This is a genomic window from Sulfitobacter sp. UBA1132, from assembly GCF_002311545.1.
Classification (GTDB): Bacteria; Pseudomonadota; Alphaproteobacteria; order Rhodobacterales; family Rhodobacteraceae; genus Sulfitobacter; species Sulfitobacter pontiacus.
Genome location: NZ_DCAN01000019.1, coordinates 183649 through 204419, shown reverse-complemented (window position 1 = coordinate 204419; position 20771 = coordinate 183649). Strand labels below are relative to the sequence as shown.

The following is a 20771-nucleotide window of genomic DNA, read 5'->3' as shown; positions in this document are numbered from 1 at the left end:
CGATCCTTTTGCCGCCAGCGGGCCGGACACGCCCGGCACCAGCGGCTGCACATTTGGCACCGACACGTCAAACGTCAGCGACATATCGGGGCCTGTGGCCAAGCCTTCCACCATCGCGCGCGCGCCATATGGGCCTGTCGCGTTGGTATCGACAAAGAACCCCTTTTCCGTCTGACGCACGGTCCCTGTCGCCGCAAGTGGCCCGTTCACCTGTGGCACCACCGCCTGAAGATTCGGGACCGATGCGTCAAAAGAGATATCGACCATAGGTGTTAACATCCCCTGAACGGCAACCTGCGCGGCGTAGGGGCCACTGGCTTTCGCGTCGATCTGGAACCCTTCTTCCAACTGCTTGAGGTTGCCCGACGCCTCTACCGCGCCGGTCACCTGAGGTGCAAAAGCCTCTACCCGCGGGATCGAGGCGCTAAAGTCCAGATCCAGCGGCGTCAGCAGCCCCTGGACCGAGGCGGTCACATCTTCGGGGGCGGACGCTTTGGTGTCGACCTGCCACCCGTCCGGCGTCTGGCGGAGCACACCATCCAATGCGATAGGGCCCTCGACCGGCGCGTCGGGCACAAAGTCACGCAGTTCGGGCACATCGGCGGTGAAGTTGAGCACCGCATTCTCGCCCGTTGCCAGCCCTTTGGCGGTGAGCGCGGCACCGTAGGGGCCGTCCGTCACGGCATCAACAGTCCAGCCACGGGTGTCCTGCTCGGCCTCGGCCTTGATCGTGATGGGACCGGAATATTGCGGCAGCACAGTCTCGATATCGTTCAGTTTTGCATCAAACCGCGCTTGCGAATTATTGCTACGCAGCTCGACGCCACCGCTGGCGGTCAATGCGTCATTTTCCAAAAGCAGGTCACGCACGAAGGTGCCCGTCTCGTCACGCGATGCGCCAAGGCTTAGCGTCGTGTCGCCAGCCAGCAATGCGTCCGCCTGTTCGATCCCCACTTTCAAATCCTGCGTCAGGCCAGAAATATTCAGGTCGAATGTCCCGTCCAGTGGCGTGATCTGACCCACGATCTCTACATTCGCGGCCCCGTCCATCTCGCGTCCGGCAAGAGCGGAAAAGCGGCTGATGTCAGTGGCTTCAAGGCGGGCTTTCAACTGGGTAAGAAAGCTATCGGCTGGCCCGCTAATCGTGACATCGCCGGTCAGACCATAATCCGCGCCAGAAAGATCAAGCCCCGTGATCTGAACCGGTGTGCCTTCGGTATAGGCGATGGTTGTACGCCCCGTGATGGACTGGCCGACCGCTTCGGAAACCGCGGCGTTGGTCAGCGTCAGCCCGTCAGCCGAAAATGCCAGATCGCCCATGAATTCGCCGACGGTCCCTGCCGCACCTTGCAACGTCCCGTTCAGCGTCAGTTGCGTCGCGTCAATCGCCAGCGCGTCTGTGGCCAGTTCGGTCACGTCGAAGGTGGCGTCAATCGCGTCGCCATCTTGCGCGTTATAGTTCACATCAAGCCCGACGCGCCGCACGTAAGTATCGCCTCCGGCCACTGGCAGCAAAACGCGGCTGCCATCGGCGCTGGCGACAGTGCCCGTGATGTCGATCAGGCTGGGCCAGTTGTCGCTGTTCAGCGTGACCTTGCCCTGCAATTCGGCGGATTGCGCCTTGAGGGCAAAATCGCTGACCTCGACACCGCCTTCGGCCTGCACCAAAGCATCCACGGTCAGCGCGACATCGGGGCCAAAAAATTCGCGGTATTGCGACAGGATCAGCGCGGTCACGTCGCCGTTCAGATCAGCCTGAATACGGCGGTCGGGTGCGGCGCTATCGCCTTGGGCGGCAACGATAACCTGACCGGCAAGCCGTTGTTCGCCGTCGGTCGACAGGTTGATATCCGTTGCGAAATCCGAAAGCGGCCCCTGCCCCGCAATCACCAGATCGACAGAGGGCTCATCAGGCAGTTTCAGCGTGCGCGAGATGATGCCCTTGGCTTCCTCGGAAAGGGTCACGGCCATGTCCAGCAGGCTGTCATTGCGATCCAGATCAGCGGTAATTTTGAACTCGCCCTTCTTGCCATCGGTGCGCGCGGCCAGAATATCGACCGTCGCCGTATCGTCGTTCAACAGCGCGGTGGCATGAACGGTCAGTGTGGCCGCTTCGCCCAGAATTGGCGCGCCCAGATTGATCTCGTCGACCGAAAAGTCAGCCACATCGATGGCGACGGGCAGATCGGGGATCGCCGGAAAGGTAAAGGGTTTCGCCTCGGGATCGGGGAGCGTTTCTTGCTGCGCCACGGGCAATCGCGGCACGCTCAGGCGTTTTGCGGTCAGGGCCTGCACCTCCAGCCGGCCGCGCAACAGTGCAGATCGGTTCCAGTCCAACTCCACCTCTTCCAGCGTCAGCCAGACCCCTTGGTCGTCAGCGATGGTCATCCGGTCGAACCGCGCGCGCGAGCTGAGCGCACCCGCGAAACCGTCAATACTGACCGTGCGGCCCGCGCCGCTGAGGGCGTCTTGGATTGTGCGGGTCAGGAAGCCTTTGTCATCCTCTTGGGCCGAAGCGACGGAGCCGACAAAGATCAGGGCGAAAACCAGAAAGCTGCGCATGAAGTGGATCAAAACGATTGTCCAATACCGATATAAACTTGAAAATTCTCATCTGTTTCGGGGCCCGACACAGGCACCGCGAGGTCTACGCGGATGGGGCCGATGCCCGTGGCATAGCGCAGACCAAGCCCCGCGCCTGACTGCCAAGTGCCTGACCCGTCGTAGAATTCCTCGGCACCGATGTAGCCCGCGTCGGCAAAGGCAACGACGCCGATCTTGTCGCGTACCTGCCAACGCGCCTCTGCGGATAGGCCCGCAAAGCTGCGACCGCCCACCGTATCGCCACTGGCCAGATCAACGCCAAGCGATTGGTAGGGTTGCCCGCGCACGGTGCCGCCGCCGCCGGAATAGAACAGATAGTCCGCGGGCGATTCAGCCAGCGTCGGGCCATAAACCGACCCGAGCTGCCCCCGCAGGGCAAAGGTGACGGGACGCGTGGTGCCAAAGGTTTTATAGCCGCGCACGTCGATGTAGGTGCGCACGCCGTTATCCGACCCCGACAGCGCCACAAAAGGGGTCACGCTGGCCTTGGCGTAGTAGCCATCTTTCGCATCAAGCCGATTGTCGCGGTAATCATGTTCCGCGCTTAGGGGCAGCGTCAGTAACGTATATTTGTTCTCGCCAAAAGCGTCGCGGGTTTCAGCCGTCCGCAAACCGACGCCAAGCGTATAGGTCCGTTCCTCGCTGGCGATGCGTTCGATCCCGGCCTCAAGGTCGAGCTGACGCGAGAAATAGTTCACCTCGTCAAGCTGTTCGATCTCGGCCAGCGCGTAGAAATTCGTGTCGGCGTTAAAGGTCGCAGGGCGTTCAAAACGTGTGCCAAGACGATAATCCGTGCCGCCGGAATCGCCGCCGATCCCCGACACCTCGCCTTCGACACGTAGGCTTTCGGCCCCGCCCAGCAGGTTACGGTGCAGCCAGTAGGTGCTGACGCTGAGCCCTTCAAGCGACGACAGTTCCCCGCCGAAACCAAAGCGTCGCTTGGGCGCGTCAGTGATCTGCGCTGTAATCGGCAGAACATCGGGCGCGGTGATTTGCTCGGCCTCGATCATCGCGACAGAACTGAAAGCGCCCGTGCGCCGCAGCCGTGTGGCGGCCAGATCAAGTTGCTCTTGTGAATAGACCTCTCCGGTGGGCAGGCCGGCGATTTTGACGATCCGGCGCAGGCGCACATCGCTTTTTCCCTTTACCGTCAACTCTCCGAAACGCAGGCGCGGTCCCGGACGCAGACGCAGGGTTGCCGCCAGCGTGGCATCGGGCACGCGGGCGGTCAGCTGCTGGTCGGCCAGTTCGGCTTTGGCGTGGCCCTGATCGCGCCAGCCTTCGATACCGGCGGCGACGGCCTCTTTCATGACGCCGAGACTTGCGGTTTCACCTGCGGCGAATTCATCGGGCAGCTCGGTTTCGGGGGCGACTGGGGCGATTTCGGCTTTGGAAAAGCTGAACTTGCGACCGGTTTCGATGTTGATCACAGCGCGGTTGATCTGGCGCGGCGGGGCGACCGGCGCGATGGCAGAGGCGTCTACACCGTCGATGGTAATCTTGATGACGGCAGCAAAATACCCTTCGTCATAGAGCACGGCCAGAAGGCGGGCATAATCGGCCTGCGCGGCGGCCAAAAGCTCTTGCGTGGTGGGGTCTGCATCTTCGTCCGTTTGCTCGCGCAGAAGCGATCCGCCGAGCACCGTCTCGTATAGATCAGAGTCCTTATCGATGCCGGTGATGTCGAGCGTCGCCGCAAGACCCGCCGTGCATCCTCCCCAGACCAAAGCTGCCGCGGCCGTAGACGCCCGCAGGAACTTTGCAAAACTGTCTGATTGAAAATGCCCCATGCGGTGCTCCCTGTACTCATAGAACGACGTGCCGTTGGGTGAGACATAGAGCGCGCGACCGCAACGTCAGCAAACTTGTTTGTTATTATTTGTGCATAACGGAAACCGCCTGCCATCGGCAAACAGTCTGTTGGCCAAAAGCGCGATTGTGAACCGCAAAACGACGAACTTTACGTCTTTTCATGCACGCCAGCGAAAGTTTGCCGTGATCTGGCGGGCATAGATGCAAAACGCCCGCCAAGGGTTCCTTGGCGGGCGTTTCATCAGAGCGTTCAGGCCGTAGCCCTAGGCCAAGGATCAGGCCGATTTCGCGAGGTTGCGCAGCACGTAGTGCAGAACGCCACCGTGTTCGATGTATTCAATCTCGATCGCGGTATCGATACGGCACTTGATCATGATCTCTTTGACCGAACCGTCCGCCATGGTGATTGTGCACGGCACTTCTTGCAGCGGCTTGATGGTATCCAGACCGCTGATCGAAACGGTTTCCTCACCCGTCAGACCCAGGCTCTTGCGGGTGTCGCCATTGGTGAATTCGAACGGGATAACCCCCATGCCAACCAGGTTAGACCGGTGGATACGTTCAAAGTTCTCGGCGATGACCGCCTTGACGCCCAGCAAAGCTGTGCCCTTGGCCGCCCAGTCACGGGATGACCCCGCGCCGTATTGTTCACCACCGAAGATGACCAGCGGGGTGCCGTTTTCCTGATGCGCCATAGCCGCGTCAAAGATCGAGGTCTGTTCGCCATCGGGGCCTTTGGTATAGCCGCCCTCAACACCGTCCAGCATTTCGTTCTTGATACGGATGTTGGCGAATGTGCCGCGCATCATGACCTCGTGGTTACCACGACGGCTACCGTACGAGTTGAATTCACGCACAGGCACCTGACGTTCCACCAGATACTGACCCGCTGGCGTGGTTTCCTTGAAGGAACCGGCAGGCGAGATGTGGTCGGTCGTGATCATGTCACCCAGAACGGCAAGCACTTTGGCGTTCTCGATGTTGGTGATCACACCCGGCTCTGGCGACATGCCTTGGAAGTAGGGCGGGTTCTGCACATAGGTCGAGGTTGGTGGCCAGTCATAAGTCTTGGCGTCGGTGGTTTCGACGGACTGCCACTTTTCGTCGCCCTTGAAGACGTCGGCATATTTTTCCTGGAAGGCTTCGCGGGTCACGGTCTGCTCGACCAGATCAGCGACTTCCTTGGATGTTGGCCAGATGTCTTTCAGATAGACGTCGTTGCCGTCCTTGTCCTGACCCAGCGGGCTGTTGGCCAGATCGACGTTCATGTCACCGACCAGCGCGTATGCCACGACCAGGGGAGGCGACGCCAGATAGTTGGCGCGCACGTCAGGCGAAATCCGCCCTTCAAAGTTCCGGTTACCCGAGAGGATGGATGTCCCGATCAGGTCGTAGTCGTTGATCGCCTTGCTGATCGGTGCTTCGAGCGGGCCGGAGTTACCGATACAGGTGGTGCAGCCATACCCGACGAGGTTGAAGCCGATGGCGTCCAGATCCTCTTGCAGGTTTGCGGCCTCAAGATAGGCGGACACAACCTGGCTACCGGGCGCGAGCGATGTCTTGACCCAAGGCTTGCGGGTCAGGCCCAAGGCGCGTGCCTTGCGTGCAACCAGACCCGCACCGATCATCACATAGGGGTTGGACGTGTTGGTGCACGATGTGATCGACGCAATCACGATGGACCCGTCATGCAGCTGGTAGTTGCCATCTTCGGTCTGGACGTAGCCACGCTTGTGGTTGCCCTCGTCACCGGGGATGTCTTGAGGCTCGGGCTGGCCGCCCTCACCTTCCCAGCGGACTTCGGCGTTGGCTGTGGTGTCTTTACCTTCGCGCACGCCCTTCACGTATTCTGCAAATGCAGTATGTGCCGAGGTCAGAGCGATGTAGTCTTGCGGACGCTTCGGACCCGAGATCGCTGGCACGATGGTGCCCATGTCGAGCGACAGTGTGTCGGTGTAAACCGGCGCATAATCATCGCCGCGCCACATGCCGTTTTCCTTGGCATAGGCTTCGACCAGCGCGATGCGGTCTTCATCACGGCCGGTGGTGCGCATGTAACGCAGGGTTTCGGCATCGATCGGGAAGAAACCACAGGTCGCACCGTATTCGGGGGCCATGTTGGCAATTGTCGCGCGGTCCGCCAGAGGCAGGCTATCAAGGCCGGCACCGTAGAATTCGACGAATTTGCCAACCACGCCCTTTTCGCGCAGCATTTCGACCACTTTCAGTACCAGATCGGTCCCGGTGGTGCCTTCCATCATGGCGCCGGTCAGTTCAAAGCCGATCACCTCGGGGATCAACATCGAAATCGGCTGACCCAGCATCGCGGCTTCGGCCTCGATCCCGCCAACGCCCCAGCCCAGAACGGCCATGCCGTTTACCATTGTGGTGTGGCTGTCGGTCCCGACGAGCGTGTCAGGATATGCGACTTCGACGCCGTCCTGATCCTTGTCGGTCCAGACGGTCTGCGCCAGATATTCAAGGTTCACCTGGTGGCAGATGCCGGTGCCGGGGGGTACAACGCGGAAGTTGTTAAACGCCTTCTGACCCCATTTCAGGAAGGTATAGCGTTCGATGTTGCGCTCGTATTCGCGGTCAACGTTCATCTGGAACGCGCGCGGATTGCCGAACTCGTCGATCATGACCGAGTGGTCGATGACAAGATCAACAGGGTTCAGCGGGTTAATCTTGTCGGCATCGCCACCCAAGGCAACCAGCCCGTCGCGCATCGCCGCAAGGTCGACAACTGCGGGAACGCCGGTGAAATCCTGCATCAACACGCGTGCGGGACGGTAAGCGATCTCGCGCGGGTTCTGGCCGCCCTTGGCACCCCATTCGGCGAAGGCCTTGATGTCATCGACGGTGACAGTTTTGCCATCTTCGAAACGCAGCATGTTCTCAAGCACCACCTTAAGCGCGGCTGGCAAGTTAGAGAAATCACCCAGACCGGCTTCCTGCGCTGCAGGAATCGAATAATAAGCGATGGATTGGCTGCCCGAAGATAGAGTTTTGCGGGTTTTGGCGGTGTCCTGGCCAACGAAGATGGTCATGGATGGCTCCCTTTATGGGTTAAAAAAGGTCGGTGACTTGGGGCCTAAATGCCTTATTGCGCGGGTCGTTTCAACTGCAAACACGCGCTTCTGGCGCTTTTGTATACCGTTGTGTACTGGATTGAGGCATTTCATACGCAATCCCGTGACGTTACAGCGCCTCAACAAAGGTTGAGTGGTAATTACAACGGGTGCAGTCTACGAATTGTGCATCCAAACCGAAAGTACCCTGCGATGCCCCGCCTGTTTACGTCCCTGATTGCCGCTGGCCTGCTGTCCATAGCGCCCGCCTTTGCTCAGGATCGCCCCGTTGTCGTCGAACTCTATACCTCGCAAGGGTGCTCTTCCTGCCCTCCTGCTGACGAGATGTTTGCCGAGCTGTCCAAACGGGACGACGTGATCGCGCTGGCGTTGCATGTGGATTATTGGGACTATATCGGCTGGCAAGACCCCTTTGGTGCGCCCGAGCACGCCGAACGCCAGCGCGCCTACGCGCTGACCGGTGGGCGGACGTCGATTTACACGCCCGAGATGATCGTCAACGGCCAGTCCGATGTGGTCGGTGCCAAACCCATGAAGTTGATGGAGGCGATCAACAAGCACAAAGAAGACGCTCCGCAGGTCGACCTATCTATCGCACGCGACGGGGAAACCCTGCGCATCAACGCGCATACCGTATCGGGTGCCGCCGGACCGTTTGATGTGCACATGTTGCGCTATTATCCGATGGCGGTCACGCAGGTCAAACGCGGAGAAAACGCGGGCCACACGTTCGAGAATTATAACATCGTCGAAGGCTGGCAGACGGTTGACCAGTGGGACGGGCAAGCGCCGCTATCGCTCTCTGCCGCCATCACCGGCGATATGCCGGTGGTTGTGCTGGTGCAGCGCAGCAACGCGGGGCCGATCGTGGCAGCGGCGCGGATCAAGTAGTCGCTCAAAACACCTAGATGTTTAGGCATTAATTGTCGTGGATGCGCCAGCGACGATGGACCCAGAACCATTGCCCGGGATCCGCTTCGACCCGTGCGGTAAGACTGTCATTCAAAGCCTGCGTCATCGTGACAGCATCGCTGTGTGGCACAGGTGCCTCCAGCACCGTGTCGAATGACACCCCATCAGCCTGTCGAATGCCGTAGAACGGGATCAACAGCGCGTCATAGCGCAGTGCCAGCTCGGCGGCAGAAAGCGCTGTATTGGCAGGTTGCCCCAAGAAATCGAGCGCTGGCGCGCCAAAGACGTGTTGATCAAACAGCAGTACCAGCTGCCCGCCGTCTTTTAGATGCCGTACGAAACCCGCCGTGCCGCGCCGGCCTTGCGGGAAGACAGGGCCGCCGAAAGCCTCCATCGTTTGGACGTAATGCGCGTTGAAATAAGGGTTCTTCATGTTGCGGTAGAGCCCGCCGATGTCATACCCCCGCGCCACAAGACAGGCACGCATCGCTTCGTAGTTGCCATAGTGGCCCGTCACCAGAATGACCGGCTTGCCTTGTTCTGCCGCTTTTTCCAGCGCCGCGACGCCTGCGCCGGTCGGCGTATTCTTTGCCATACGCTTGGGGAAGTCGCGCGCCGAATAGTTTTCGATAAAGCTGCGCCCCACATTGTTAAGGCACTTTGAGGCAATTTCTGCGCGCCGTTCTTGCGGCATCTGCGGCCAGATCATCGCAAGATTTTCAAGCGCCCGCGCCCGATATCCCGCGACCGGACCGATCACATGTTGAACGACCCAGCCGACGAAGGCTATGCGCGCTTTATAGGGCAGCACCAAAGCCAGCCGAATAAGGCCGACGATAAAGGCATTGGTCAGGTAGTGCCCTGCACGTCGGCTAAATCGAACTTTCTTGGGATATTTGGGACTGGCCATGCGCATCTGCCTGCAAGGAAAAGCGCCCCTAAGGGGCGGGGCCTGCCGTTCATACCGCGCAGGGCCCCGCGCAACAAGCGTGTTTCACCCGGGCGGCGATGCGCCACCGGATGTAACAGCGGCTGGTTAATAGCTAAACGTCTGACCGGTTGCGATCGCTGTCCGCAAGGAGGTTTCGGCCCATGTCCCTGCCCCGCCATGCGCGCGAATGGCACGAAGTTCGGCCGAAGCTTCGGGGATATCGCCCTGCTCTACCAAAGCTTGCCCGCGATAGGACCGCGCGAGAACATTCGCAGGGTTGGCTGCCAGCGCACGCGCATAGAACGCCATTCCGCCAGCTTGGTCGCCCATTTTGCGCGTCGTGAACCCCATGTAGGTCAAGCGACGATCGTCATGCTCAGGCATAGCGGCAAGAACGATCTGCGCATCCGAGTATTCGCCTGCATAGGCCAGTTCACGAACAGTTTGATAAAGGTCATCCGGTGTTAACCGGCTATCCTTTGCATCGATACAGGTCTTTGACTTCTTGTCATACACCTGCCCGTCTTCGCATTTCACAACGGGCTTCGGTGGGGACGTATCATTGGAGCCAGCGGCAAAGGCCGCGAAAGGAATAGCCAATGACAGGATGGACGCAAACACAACACGCATACTCAAACACTCCTGAACTAAATACACGGCTGATGTTAGACGATCCACGCCATAGGTAAAGCACTAGGTTCCACCCTAACGTCACGATATGGCGCGAGATAGGGCATTAATACGTAGTTTTTGAATCAAAAAGGCTGCACCGCCGTCAAGCGATGCAGCCCTAAATGCCTGCGCGTGTATCAGTCCTTGAAGACGCGCTTAAAGATCGTATCAACATGTTTGGTGTGGTAGCCCAGATCGAATTTTTCCTCGATCTCTTCTGCACTTAGTGCGGCGAGGACTTCTTCGTCAGCCAGCAGCTCGGTCTTGAAATCCTTGCCGTCTTCCCAGACCTTCATGGCGTTGCGCTGAACCAGCTTGTAGCTGTCTTCGCGGCTCACGCCGGCCTGCGTGAGCGCGAGCAAGACACGTTGCGACATCACAAGACCGCTAAACTTGTTCATATTTGCGAGCATGTTGTCAGGATAAATCAGCATATTGTCGATGACGCCGGTCAAACGGTGCAGCGCGAAGTCAAGGGTGATGGTGGTGTCGGGGCCGATCGCACGCTCAACGCTGGAGTGGGAGATATCGCGTTCATGCCACATGGTGACATTTTCCATCGCTGGAATCACAGCCATCCGAATTGTACGGGCCAGCCCGGTCAGGTTCTCGGTCAGCACAGGGTTTTTCTTGTGCGGCATCGCCGAAGACCCCTTCTGACCTGCCGAGAAAAACTCAGCCCCTTCCAAGACTTCGGTCCGTTGCATGTGCCGCACTTCGGTCGCAACGTTCTCGATAGAGCTGGCGATCACACCAAGTGCTGCGAAAAATGCCGCGTGACGGTCACGGGGGATGATCTGCGTGCTCACGGGTTCGGGCGACAGGCCCAGCTTTTCGCAGACATGTTCCTCGACCCGCGGATCGATATTCGCAAATGTCCCCACAGCGCCGGAAATCGCACCGGTAGCAATCTCGGAGCGTGCTGTTTTCAGCCGCGTCAGGTTGCGGTCCATCTCTGCATAAAAGCGCGCAAAGGTAAGGCCCATCGTTGTGGGTTCAGCGTGGATCCCGTGGCTGCGCCCGACGCGTACAGTATTTTTATGTTCCATGGCACGGCGTTTCAGCGCGGCCAGCAGCAAACCCATGTCTTCGATCAGAATATCAGCTGCGCGGGTTAATTGCACGTTAAAGCAGGTGTCCAATACGTCAGAAGAGGTCATCCCCTGGTGCACAAAACGCGCCTCGTCGCTGCCCACATGCTCTGCCAGATGCGTCAAGAACGCGATAACGTCATGTTTTGTAACGGCTTCAATCTCGTCAATTCGCGCGACATCAAACTCGACATCTTTGGCTTTCCAAACCGCCTCCGCATTCTCGCGCGGGATCACCCCAAGGTCGGCCATGGCGTCACAGGCATGCGCCTCGATCTCGTACCAGATGCGGAACTTGGTTTCGGGGGACCAGATCGCAACCATCTCGGGGCGGGAATAACGGGGAATCATGTGGTGATACCTTTGTTTTGGGGTGTTTTGATGTACGCGCGGGATAGACCGCGGGGGGGTAAAGAACAAGTCTGAACCCTTGTGCCACCAAGGCAGGGACGCTTACTGCCTCGCCCATAGGCGCCTCCGGCGGGAGTTTTCAGAGCAAAATGAAGAAGGGACGGGTTTGTCCCATTCAGGTCTGGCAGTTTACCTTCGGACAGGCAAAGGTGCCGGAAATTGAATATATTACGCTATTAAGGAATCGCTAAGAAATGTCTGATACGTCTCGCTTAAGCCCCGCTACGATTGCTGCCCAAGCAGCGGGAGCGGTTGATGCGCAAACCGGCGGGGTGGTTCCGGCGCTGCCTATGGCCACGACCTATCTGCGGGATGAAACATACCAACCGCTGCGTGCAGACAACATCTACCTGCGCGATCAGAGCGATATTGTACGCGTTGCAGAAAAAGTGCTCTCTCAACTGGAGGGGGCGAAAGAATCGCTGCTGTTCCCGTCAGGCATGGCAGCGCTTGCCGCCGTCTTCCGTACCGTCCCAAATGGCGGGCGCGTGCTGGTGCAAAGCCAGATTTACTGGGGCACCACCAAGTGGATCCGGGATTTCTGCACCCGGCGTGACATTGAACTGCGAGAGGTCGAAGCCTCTGACAAGGCGGCGTTTGCCGCCGCCTGCGAGAGCTTTGGACCAACCTTGGCGCTCATCGAAACTCCATCAAACCCGTGGCTTCGCGTGGTCGATATCCAGGCTGCGGCTGATGCGGTGCATAGCGCGGGTGGGCTGCTTGTGGTGGATAGCACGGCCGCGACGCCGATTCTGCAACAGCCGCTTAAACACGGTGCCGACGTTGTAATGCATTCTGCCACAAAGGGCATTAATGGCCATTCGGACGTATTGGCGGGCGTTCTGGCGACCAATGACGTCACGGGCCGCGTGTGGGAAGATATCAAAGCGGACCGGCATGATGCAGGCGCGGTTATCGGCCCGTTTGAAGCATGGTTGCTGGTCCGCGGGATGCGCACCCTGCCCCTGCGCGCTAGGCACATGTCGTGCAACGCCATGGAATTGGCAGAATTTTTGCAAAATCACCCGAAGATTGAAAAGGTTCTTTATCCGGGTCTTGCGTCACATACGGGCCACCAATTGGCGACGCGGCAAATGTCAGGAGGATTTGGATCGCTTATGTCGTGCATTGTAAAGGGTGGCGGCGCAGCGGCGCTGGAAGTTGTCGGCAAGCTGGAAGTTTTCCATCGCGCAACGTCTTTGGGCGGGGTCGAAAGCCTTGTCGAACACCGCCACACTATCGAACCCCACACCGGAATTCCCGAAGGGTTGCTGCGTTTATCGGTGGGGATTGAAGATATCGAAGATCTAAAACGCGACTTGAGCCAAGCGCTTGATGCATAAAGATACTTCGGGGCGCTCGCGCCCCGGGACCCCATGTCTTTCGAAGATGATTTGAAGGATACAACCAGTGGTGCGGTCGGAGAGACTCGAACTCTCACGGGTGTTACCCCACAGCGACCTCAACGCTGCGCGTCTACCATTCCGCCACGACCGCACGCCATGGTTGGTGAGGGTCGTTTAGACAAACTCTTTCACAAAGTGAAGAGCAAAATTGCGCCAGATTAAGTCCTTGTTCAGATTCGTGTGATTTATCATTCAATCGGGCGGGGTGGCTTGAAAAACAAGGCGAAGACGTAAACTTAAAGGAGGATATGAACCGAGGAACATTATGACCCAAGCGCCCATAGATCCCCCTGCCCTGCAGATCGACATCGTTTCTGACGTGATGTGCCCTTGGTGTATTGTCGGGTACCGCCAGCTAGAGCAGGCGTTAGCCGCCTTGAACATTGGCGCGTTCATCCGCTGGCACCCTTTCGAGCTTAACCCCCAAATGGGCCCCGAAGGTCAGAACCTGACCGAACATATTGCCGAAAAATATGGTGCATCGCCTGAGCAATCGGCGCAAAACCGCGCGCATCTTGTGCAGCTTGGCACAGAACTTGGAATCGACTTCAATTTCAACGCCGATAGCCGCATCGTCAACAGCTTTGCTGCACACCAATTGCTGGATTGGGCTCAAGATCAGAACCTGCAGCACCCACTTAAGCTTGCGTTGTTTGAAGCACATTTTACGAAGGGATTGGATGTTTCAGACCATAGTGTCCTCGTTGATGTCGCTGCAGATGTCGGATTGGATCGTAGTTCTGCGCAGGACGTTCTCGACAGCGGCAGCCATGTAGAACGTGTTCGCGAACGCCAGTCGGTTTGGACATCGCAGGGAATTTCTGGCGTGCCTTCAATGATCTTCGCGGGCAAATACCTTGTGACCGGTGCGCAGGGTGTCGATAATTATGTGCAAATTATCCAAAAAGTAATTCAAGAGGTAAGCGCCGCGGAATGACTGTCTCGTTTACCTCGGCTCAACGGTGCGCACAGAATGGTTGAATGGATCACCTCCAAGGGCCTTGTCGATTACCGGGAAGCCGAAGCATGGATGGAGGAACGCGCGTCCCTTATCGCCGCGGGGAATGCCGATGAATGCGTCTGGCTTGTAGAGCATGCTCCGCTATATTCTGCCGGCACCTCAGCAAAATCGGAAGATTTGACTGACCCAAAGCGGTTTCCGGTATATGAAACGCGCCGCGGCGGACAGTACACATACCATGGGCCGGGGCAGCGGGTTGTTTATGTGATGCTGGACGTCGGTAAACGCGGCCGGGACGTCAGACGTTTTGTTCAAGACCTTGAACATTGGGTGATCGCGACCCTTGCAAGCTTTACCATCAAAGGCGAGATCAAGGAGGGGCGCGTCGGCGTCTGGGTGGAACGCCCCGAGAAACCGCTCGCGGCGCAAGGCGGTATTCGTGAAGATAAAATCGCGGCGATCGGTATCCGGCTTAGAAAATGGGTCAGCTTTCACGGAATCAGCATAAATGTTGATCCAAATCTTGAGCATTTTTCCGGGATCGTCCCCTGTGGGATCCAAGAACATGGCGTTACGTCTTTAGTAGACCTTGGCCTGCCAGTTACGATGGAAGACGTTGATATCGCCCTGAAAGCGCAGTTCGACACGGTTTTCCCTCCGCTGTCTTAGTACGCGCCCAAAGACGGATAATGTACCTCGCCGCTCAAACGTTTCACTGCGCTCGTGCTATTTCCGCCGCGGCTTTACGGTTTCTTCATCGCTAGAGGCGTATGTCATCCAGCATGATGAGCACTTCTGACACCTCCTACCCCCGTCACTACAAGGCTGTGCGCCTCCGACACAGTTTGATAAATGATCTGTCTTTTTTCGTGCCCTGCGTCAAAGGCGGCCATTGCCCATATTGGCAAGCCGCACTAGAACGAACCTTAATTCAATGCGCGCCCCCTGTCGGGGTGTGAGTTGACAACCCAATCTCAGGAGGCACCGCATGGCAGACGCAGCCATTCACGGGCAAGACCATCACGACGAGCGCGGATTTTTCACGCGCTGGTTTATGTCCACAAACCACAAAGACATCGGGCTATTGTACCTGATTGTTTCGGCCCTCGTTGGCTTCATCTCTGTATGTTTCACCATATATATGCGTTTGGAGCTTATGCACCCAGGCGTGCAATATATGTGTATGGAAGGCGCGCGGTTTATCGCTGATAGCGCAGCGACCTGTACGCCAAACGGCCACCTTTGGAACGTTCTGATCACCGCGCACGGCATCTTGATGATGTTCTTCGTGGTTATTCCCGCTTTGTTCGGTGGTTTCGGTAACTATTTGATGCCATTGCAAATTGGCGCGCCTGACATGGCGTTCCCGCGGATGAACAACCTCTCTTTCTGGCTATATGTCGGCGGCACAACGCTTGCAGTCTGCTCCGTGCTGACACCCGGCGGCAGCGGCCAGCTTGGCTCAGGTGTGGGCTGGGTTCTCTATCCGCCGCTCTCTGTTCGTGAAGGCGGCATGTCGATGGATTTCGCAATTTTCGCTGTGCACGTATCCGGCGCGTCGTCGATCCTGGGTGCGATCAACATGATCACAACATTCCTCAACATGCGCGCCCCTGGCATGACGTTGTTCAAAGTGCCGCTGTTCAGCTGGTCCATCTTTGTTACAAGCTGGTTGATCCTTCTGTCCCTGCCCGTTTTGGCCGGTGCCATCACCATGCTTTTGATGGATCGCAACTTCGGATTCGCATTCTTTGACCCAGCAGGCGGTGGTGATCCGGTTTTGTATCAGCACATTCTGTGGTTTTTTGGTCACCCCGAAGTGTATATTATTATTCTTCCAGGCTTCGGCATCATCAGCCACGTCATCGCGACCTTCAGCCGCAAACCTATCTTCGGGTATCTTCCGATGGTTTGGGCGATCATCGCGATTGGCGCATTGGGCTTCGTCGTTTGGGCGCACCACATGTACACCGTTGGTATGTCTCTGAACCAACAAGCTTACTTCATGTTGGCTACTATGGTTATCGCGGTGCCGACGGGCGTTAAGGTATTCAGCTGGATTGCGACCATGTGGGGTGGTTCGGTTGAATTCAAAACACCTATGCTGTGGGCCTTCGGCTTCCTGTTTCTTTTCACCGTTGGCGGTGTGACAGGTATCGTTCTCTCGCAGGCAGCTGTGGACCGCTACTACCACGACACATACTATGTGGTTGCGCACTTCCACTATGTGATGAGCCTTGGTGCCGTCTTCGCGATCTTCGCCGGTATTTATTTCTACCTGCCGAAGTTCACGGGCCGCATGTATCCTGAATGGGCTGGCAAGCTGCACTTCTGGGCGATGTTCATTGGCGCGAACCTGACGTTCTTCCCACAGCACTTCCTGGGCCGTCAGGGCATGCCACGTCGCTATATCGATTATCCTGATGCTTTTGCATATTGGAACCTGTGGTCGTCGATCGGCGCGTTCCTCAGCTTTGCGTCCTTTATCTTCTTCTTCGGTGTTATGTTCTACACGTTGACACGTGGGGCCCGTAGCCCAGCTGCGAACCCTTGGAACGAATATGCGGACACTCTGGAATGGACGCTGGCAAGCCCCCCACCAGAGCATACGTTCGAAATTCTTCCCAAGCAGGAAGAATGGGACAAACAGCCTAGCCACTAAGCTAGCACAACATTGAAATGAGAGGCTCCAACGGCGGTTGGGGCCTTTTTTCGTTCTACACCGACACTCGGTACAGTTTCATAAAGACGAATGTTTATCGGCGGTTAGCCGAAATTTTACCACGTCCCCCAGTAAAATAAGGGCTTCCCAAAATTGTCTGAAATTAATTTCGAAAAATGTTATTTTTCCTCTTGCGGCTCACCGCTGCTATGGGTATTCCACGCCCTACCAGAGGATGCGGGCGTAGCTCAGGGGTAGAGCATAACCTTGCCAAGGTTAGGGTCGGGCGTTCGAATCGCCTCGCCCGCTCCAACTGGTTCTCTGCTTACCCAGCAGGACAGCAAGGCCACCTTCGGGTGGCCTTTTGCTGTTCTGGGCCCCAAAACAATGAAGCTGTTCACAGGCCCACAAAGGGCCAGCACACTTACCAGTTCGGACAACGGTCCGTTCATTGGTGCCCAGTCTAGAACTCTGATCAGGGTTGAAGCAGGCACGGCTACGGCGCAAAATATACTGTCGCCACAATGATACGCCCAAGCAGCAAGTGACAAAGCTTTCACCGCTGAATGCCCTCACTCTGTGGCCGACAAGGGTTCCCTAGGCCTCTCTCTGAGGGCAGTAGCACAACGGGGCCCGATACCCCCCCTGCGAGAGCACGTGAGGCGTTTCAGGCCAGTACCAACGAAGCTGGGGCACGTGGATATTCGCGAGGCTCTACGCGCTCTGCCTGTCCTTGCGGATCATCGCTGATGAGTTGGATTAAACGCCCCAGCCGCGTGCGTCAGAGCCAAACATAGAGCATGTTTCAATATGGCAACGAACGAGTTTCTGCCGACGCCTAACGTCAGTCAAATACCGTTGTGATCAAAAGAAAAAGCGGGCGCTGAAAGCACCCGCCTGCGTCGGCTTATACCTGTTCGAATGATGGCACTATGAACACGACCGCCATTCAGCAAACGCCGGTGACGCAATTGTTGTCTGCTTAAAGAAGAGATATCGTCGATCGTGCTGATAGGGTTTCACGTTCCATCTGTTCGATGGCGCGAATGTGCCACTCCAAACCGGTTTGACCCTGATCGGCCGCTTCGGCCAGGTTGTTCTGCGCCAGCTTCGCCTGGTCGGCCGACAGAACCAACGCCTCGGCGACCTCTGCGCGGCTGGTGCGTATATCGGCGAGCTGCGCGTCATAGGCATCCTCCGAAATCGCCCCTGAGGCCTTGAGCTGATTCAACGTCGCCACATCTTCTTGCTGCTGTGCGAGCATCTGGGGAAGATGTGTCGTGATATCATCCAGCTGGTCATTGGACTTGCGGATACTGCGCACAAGGTCATTGGCAGAAACCAGCTCCATCCGTTGGGCGACCTCTCGTTTTCCAGCGAGATTCCCGCTCACCGCACCAACAACGCCACCGGCCGCAGCGGCGCGCAGGCAGCCCGAGGCATCGGATGCGGCAAGCACCGAGATACCGCAGCCCACCGCGGCACCAACCGCGGCATGCTTGATTGTGGAGTTGCGGACAATATCGCGCATCAACGCGTCAAGCGCGGCGGTTTGCTCCACCATACCGGCGTCGTTCTCACGGTTTTCTTTGAAGCTTAGCGTGCCGGACGAAGGGCCGAATTGCGCAGCGCGATCGGCAGTGGGCACAGCACATCCTGAAACAAGAACGGCAGCGGCGAGGGAAATCGTTAGAACAGTGGTTTTCATTACATGGATCCGTTGAGCTAGGCTTATTCGCGACGAATAGACGAAAATTATGCCGATTTTACGGCATCAGCGCCATGAAGTTTTCCGACGTTAACGTTTATCTATTCACCTTCGTGCCACAAATGCCCATAGTTCCCGCACAGGGTGAATTTTTTAAAAAGTCATATTCTTGCCGGTTTTGTTCACTATCGTTTAGGGAGTTCGACATAGGTTGCCTAGGAGCCCCGAAGCAAATCTTGGAAGGAGACCACATTGAAAATTCTAGCAGTCGACGATGATCCATTCATTCTAGAACTCCTTCCCGCAATGTTTGAACAGGCAGACCTGAACGATCTGCACACGGCCCCTTCGGGTCCGGCTGCTCTCGACATGATCAAAGCTCAGAAGGTGCCATTCGATTGCTTGCTGCTGGACGTCGATATGCCGGAAATGGACGGGATCGAGCTTTGCCGAAGAATTCGCACTGTCCCCGGGTATGAGGACAAACCGGTTTTGATGCTGACGGCGAAGACAGATTCGATCTCTATCGAGAAAGCGTTTGCCGCCGGTGCGAATGACTACATCGCCAAGCCATTTAACCTGAAGGACATCTACAACCGCATTCGCGTGGCCGAACGTCTTTTGGTGTCATCCAAGACCATCAAACGCATCGACGCGAGCGACCTGTCCAAAGAAGGCACACAGGTAGCTGAAGATATCACACTGGCCGACAAGGTCTTTTTGGCGAATGTCGGCAGGCTGATCCTGTCATTCTCCCTTGGAAACTACATCACGCAGCTCGATCGGAACGAACTGGACAACTATCAGGTTTTCGGCGTGTCGATTGATGATGCGGAACGTATTTTCGAAGAAACGTCACAACAGAGTTTTCTTCATCTCCTTACCAGCGTGGCAGAAACCCTGACCGATCTTATCACCTGCCCCCATCTGCTGATGTCCTACGAAGGCAACGGTGCCTTCCTGTGTATTACGCGCGACCCGAACCTGCCCGAATGGGACCGGATGGAGGCTGGCCTACAGGCCAAGCTGGACGCGCTGAACTTGCTAAGCGATGATCTGACGGCAGATAGCATCAGCCTGTCAGTCGGCACGCCCATTGCGCCGAATGCGAACCGGACCCAACGGGTGAAAAAGACCTTCGAACGGGCGCTATCGCGGGCTGAAATGCGCTATGCGAGCAAATGCGCCGCCGCCTGATCCTAGTTGATCGGGAATTGCACCAGACACTGCGCCGCATGTTTGCGGTAATCCTCTAGCGTCTGATCAATCGAGCGGCGGTCGCGCATTTTGCCCATGGCGGATTTCTTTTGCGCCCGCGTGCCGCTCACGTGGCGTTCTAGGATCAGGACCGTTACGCCCAGCATGATGGTCTTTTCATCCTCACCGATCATGTCCGCACGCGCCAAGGTCACCGCCGTATAGGCGATCATATTGGCGCAGCGCAGCGCCGCGGCCTCTTCCCCTTCATAGGTAAGCGCATGCGCTGGCCCCCAAAGAACTGATCCGCAAAGAAGCGCAGAAAGCAGGAGCCTCAAAACGCTTTGAACGTCATCGTTGTAAGCGAACGTTCAATCCCTTCGATGTCCAGAAGGTTATCGTTGATGTAAACGCCAATATCTTTTCCCGAAGGAATATAAAGCTTCATCAAAAGATCGTAATCACCAGAGGTTGAATACAGCTCGGAGTGTATTTCCCGCAGCGCGACCTCTTCGGCAACGCGATACGTACTGCCGGGCCGGCACCGGATCTGGATAAAAACGCAGGTAGACATGGACAGGCCTTAGGCTGGTTACAACACGTCCAAGCTGACATAAGGGGGCAACAGCCGCAATCGCTGATTGGGACCGATCGGCAGCGAAACGCTTTGTCTTGGCGCGACGGCCTGCCCTGCTATAAGAGCCCGAAAGACGGAGATATTCATATGCGCCAGACCACCATCAATCGCTCGACCGCAGAGACCGAGATCAGCGTCGAAATCAACCTCGACGGGACAGGGTCCTACACCAACCACACGGGCATCGGGTTCTTCGATCACATGCTGGATCAATTGGCGCGTCACTCACTGATCGATATGAAAATCAGCGCAAACGGCGATCTTCACATTGATGACCACCACACCGTCGAGGACGTAGGCATCACGCTGGGCCAAGCGCTAAGCACGGCATTGGGCGACAAACGCGGCATTCGCCGCTACGGCGCGTGCCTGCTACCAATGGACGATGCCTTGGTGCGTACCGCGCTTGATCTGTCGGCGCGGCCTTTCTTGATCTGGAATGTGAACCTGCCGACTGCAAAAATCGGGAATTTCGACAGCGAATTGGTACGGGAGTTTTTCCAGGCGCTCAGCACGCATGGCGGGATCACCTTGCACATTGATATGCTGCATGGCCTGAACAGCCACCACATCGCCGAGGCCGTCTTTAAGTCTGTCGCCCGCGCCCTGCGCGAAGCGGTAGAAACCGACCCTCGGAAATCTTCTGATATCCCCTCGACCAAGGGTGCGCTGTAA

Annotated in this window: 16 protein-coding genes and 2 tRNA genes; 8 read left to right on the top strand and 10 right to left on the bottom strand. The window is 57.2% G+C overall.

Annotated features, from left to right (window positions below; all coding sequences use genetic code 11):
- The 3 genes from B4F27_RS14795 to acnA form a co-directional block, all read right to left on the bottom strand.
- A partial coding sequence (locus tag B4F27_RS14795) for a translocation/assembly module TamB (RefSeq protein ID WP_286760001.1) occupies positions 1-2574 on the bottom strand: 2574 nt, incomplete at its 3' end.
- Positions 2571-4394 (bottom strand): autotransporter assembly complex protein TamA, encoded by a 1824-nt coding sequence (locus B4F27_RS14790; RefSeq protein WP_064215629.1) that lies wholly within the window; start codon positions 4392-4394, stop codon positions 2571-2573. The genes B4F27_RS14795 and B4F27_RS14790, both read right to left, overlap by 4 nt.
- A gap of 297 nt (positions 4395-4691) precedes the next feature.
- Positions 4692-7466 (bottom strand): aconitate hydratase AcnA, encoded by a 2775-nt coding sequence (gene acnA, locus B4F27_RS14785; RefSeq protein WP_037944577.1) that lies wholly within the window; start codon positions 7464-7466, stop codon positions 4692-4694.
- 234 nt (positions 7467-7700) lie between these two features.
- Here acnA and B4F27_RS14780 point away from each other — a divergent pair, with 234 nt between their 5' ends.
- Positions 7701-8399 carry a DUF1223 domain-containing protein gene (locus tag B4F27_RS14780; protein ID WP_286760000.1) on the top strand — a complete coding sequence of 233 codons (699 nt, stop codon included), beginning with the start codon at positions 7701-7703 and terminating at the stop codon, positions 8397-8399.
- Between the two features lie 28 nt (positions 8400-8427).
- Here B4F27_RS14780 and B4F27_RS14775 read toward each other — a convergent pair whose 3' ends face one another.
- The 3 genes from B4F27_RS14775 to purB form a co-directional block, all read right to left on the bottom strand.
- Positions 8428-9330 (bottom strand): lysophospholipid acyltransferase family protein, encoded by a 903-nt coding sequence (locus B4F27_RS14775; RefSeq protein ID WP_286759999.1) that lies wholly within the window; start codon positions 9328-9330, stop codon positions 8428-8430.
- A gap of 126 nt (positions 9331-9456) precedes the next feature.
- The gene (locus tag B4F27_RS14770; RefSeq protein ID WP_286759998.1) at positions 9457-9981 is read right to left on the bottom strand and encodes a tetratricopeptide repeat protein; all 525 of its coding nucleotides are present in this window, start codon (positions 9979-9981) and stop codon (positions 9457-9459) included.
- Between the two features lie 179 nt (positions 9982-10160).
- A complete protein-coding gene (purB, locus tag B4F27_RS14765; protein WP_005854277.1) occupies positions 10161-11465 on the bottom strand; it encodes an adenylosuccinate lyase in 1305 nt (434 codons plus the stop codon).
- Between the two features lie 254 nt (positions 11466-11719).
- Between purB and B4F27_RS14760 the strand changes: the two genes are divergently transcribed.
- Positions 11720-12868 carry a trans-sulfuration enzyme family protein gene (locus B4F27_RS14760; RefSeq protein ID WP_286759997.1) on the top strand — a complete coding sequence of 383 codons (1149 nt, stop codon included), beginning with the start codon at positions 11720-11722 and terminating at the stop codon, positions 12866-12868.
- A 68-nt stretch (positions 12869-12936) separates the two neighbouring features.
- On the opposite strand, the gene B4F27_RS14755 is transcribed toward B4F27_RS14760, so the two are convergent.
- Positions 12937-13022: transfer RNA gene (locus B4F27_RS14755), tRNA-Leu, on the bottom strand.
- A 174-nt stretch (positions 13023-13196) separates the two neighbouring features.
- Here B4F27_RS14755 and B4F27_RS14750 point away from each other — a divergent pair.
- The 4 genes from B4F27_RS14750 (at position 13197) to B4F27_RS14735 (ending at position 16866) form a co-directional block, all read left to right on the top strand.
- Entirely contained in the window at positions 13197-13868 is a 672-nt protein-coding gene (locus B4F27_RS14750) for a DsbA family oxidoreductase (RefSeq protein WP_037944581.1), read from the top strand.
- Positions 13869-13904: 36 nt separating this feature from the next.
- A complete protein-coding gene (lipB, locus tag B4F27_RS14745; protein ID WP_074634544.1) occupies positions 13905-14561 on the top strand; it encodes a lipoyl(octanoyl) transferase LipB in 657 nt (218 codons plus the stop codon).
- Positions 14562-14880: 319 nt separating this feature from the next.
- Positions 14881-16554, top strand: coding sequence for a cytochrome c oxidase subunit I (gene ctaD, locus B4F27_RS14740; protein WP_005854284.1), 1674 nt, complete (start codon positions 14881-14883; stop codon positions 16552-16554).
- Between the two features lie 237 nt (positions 16555-16791).
- Positions 16792-16866, top strand: a tRNA-Gly gene (locus B4F27_RS14735).
- Between the two features lie 670 nt (positions 16867-17536).
- On the opposite strand, the gene B4F27_RS14730 is transcribed toward B4F27_RS14735, so the two are convergent.
- Positions 17537-18202, bottom strand: coding sequence for a hypothetical protein (locus tag B4F27_RS14730; RefSeq protein ID WP_286759996.1), 666 nt, complete (start codon positions 18200-18202; stop codon positions 17537-17539).
- Between the two features lie 312 nt (positions 18203-18514).
- On the opposite strand from B4F27_RS14730, the gene B4F27_RS14725 reads away from it, so the two are divergent.
- Positions 18515-19459 carry a response regulator gene (locus tag B4F27_RS14725; protein ID WP_286759995.1) on the top strand — a complete coding sequence of 315 codons (945 nt, stop codon included), beginning with the start codon at positions 18515-18517 and terminating at the stop codon, positions 19457-19459.
- A 2-nt stretch (positions 19460-19461) separates the two neighbouring features.
- Here the strand turns inward: B4F27_RS14725 and B4F27_RS14720 are convergent, their stop codons facing one another.
- On the bottom strand, positions 19462-19692 hold the full coding sequence (locus tag B4F27_RS14720) for a hypothetical protein (RefSeq protein ID WP_235183796.1): 231 nt from the start codon (positions 19690-19692) through the stop codon (positions 19462-19464).
- Between the two features lie 101 nt (positions 19693-19793).
- Positions 19794-20033, bottom strand: a complete 240-nt coding sequence (locus B4F27_RS14715) for an Lrp/AsnC ligand binding domain-containing protein (protein ID WP_005854294.1) — start codon at positions 20031-20033, stop codon at positions 19794-19796.
- A gap of 150 nt (positions 20034-20183) precedes the next feature.
- Between B4F27_RS14715 and hisB the strand changes: the two genes are divergently transcribed.
- Positions 20184-20771, top strand: a complete 588-nt coding sequence (gene hisB, locus B4F27_RS14710; protein ID WP_286759994.1) for an imidazoleglycerol-phosphate dehydratase HisB — start codon at positions 20184-20186, stop codon at positions 20769-20771.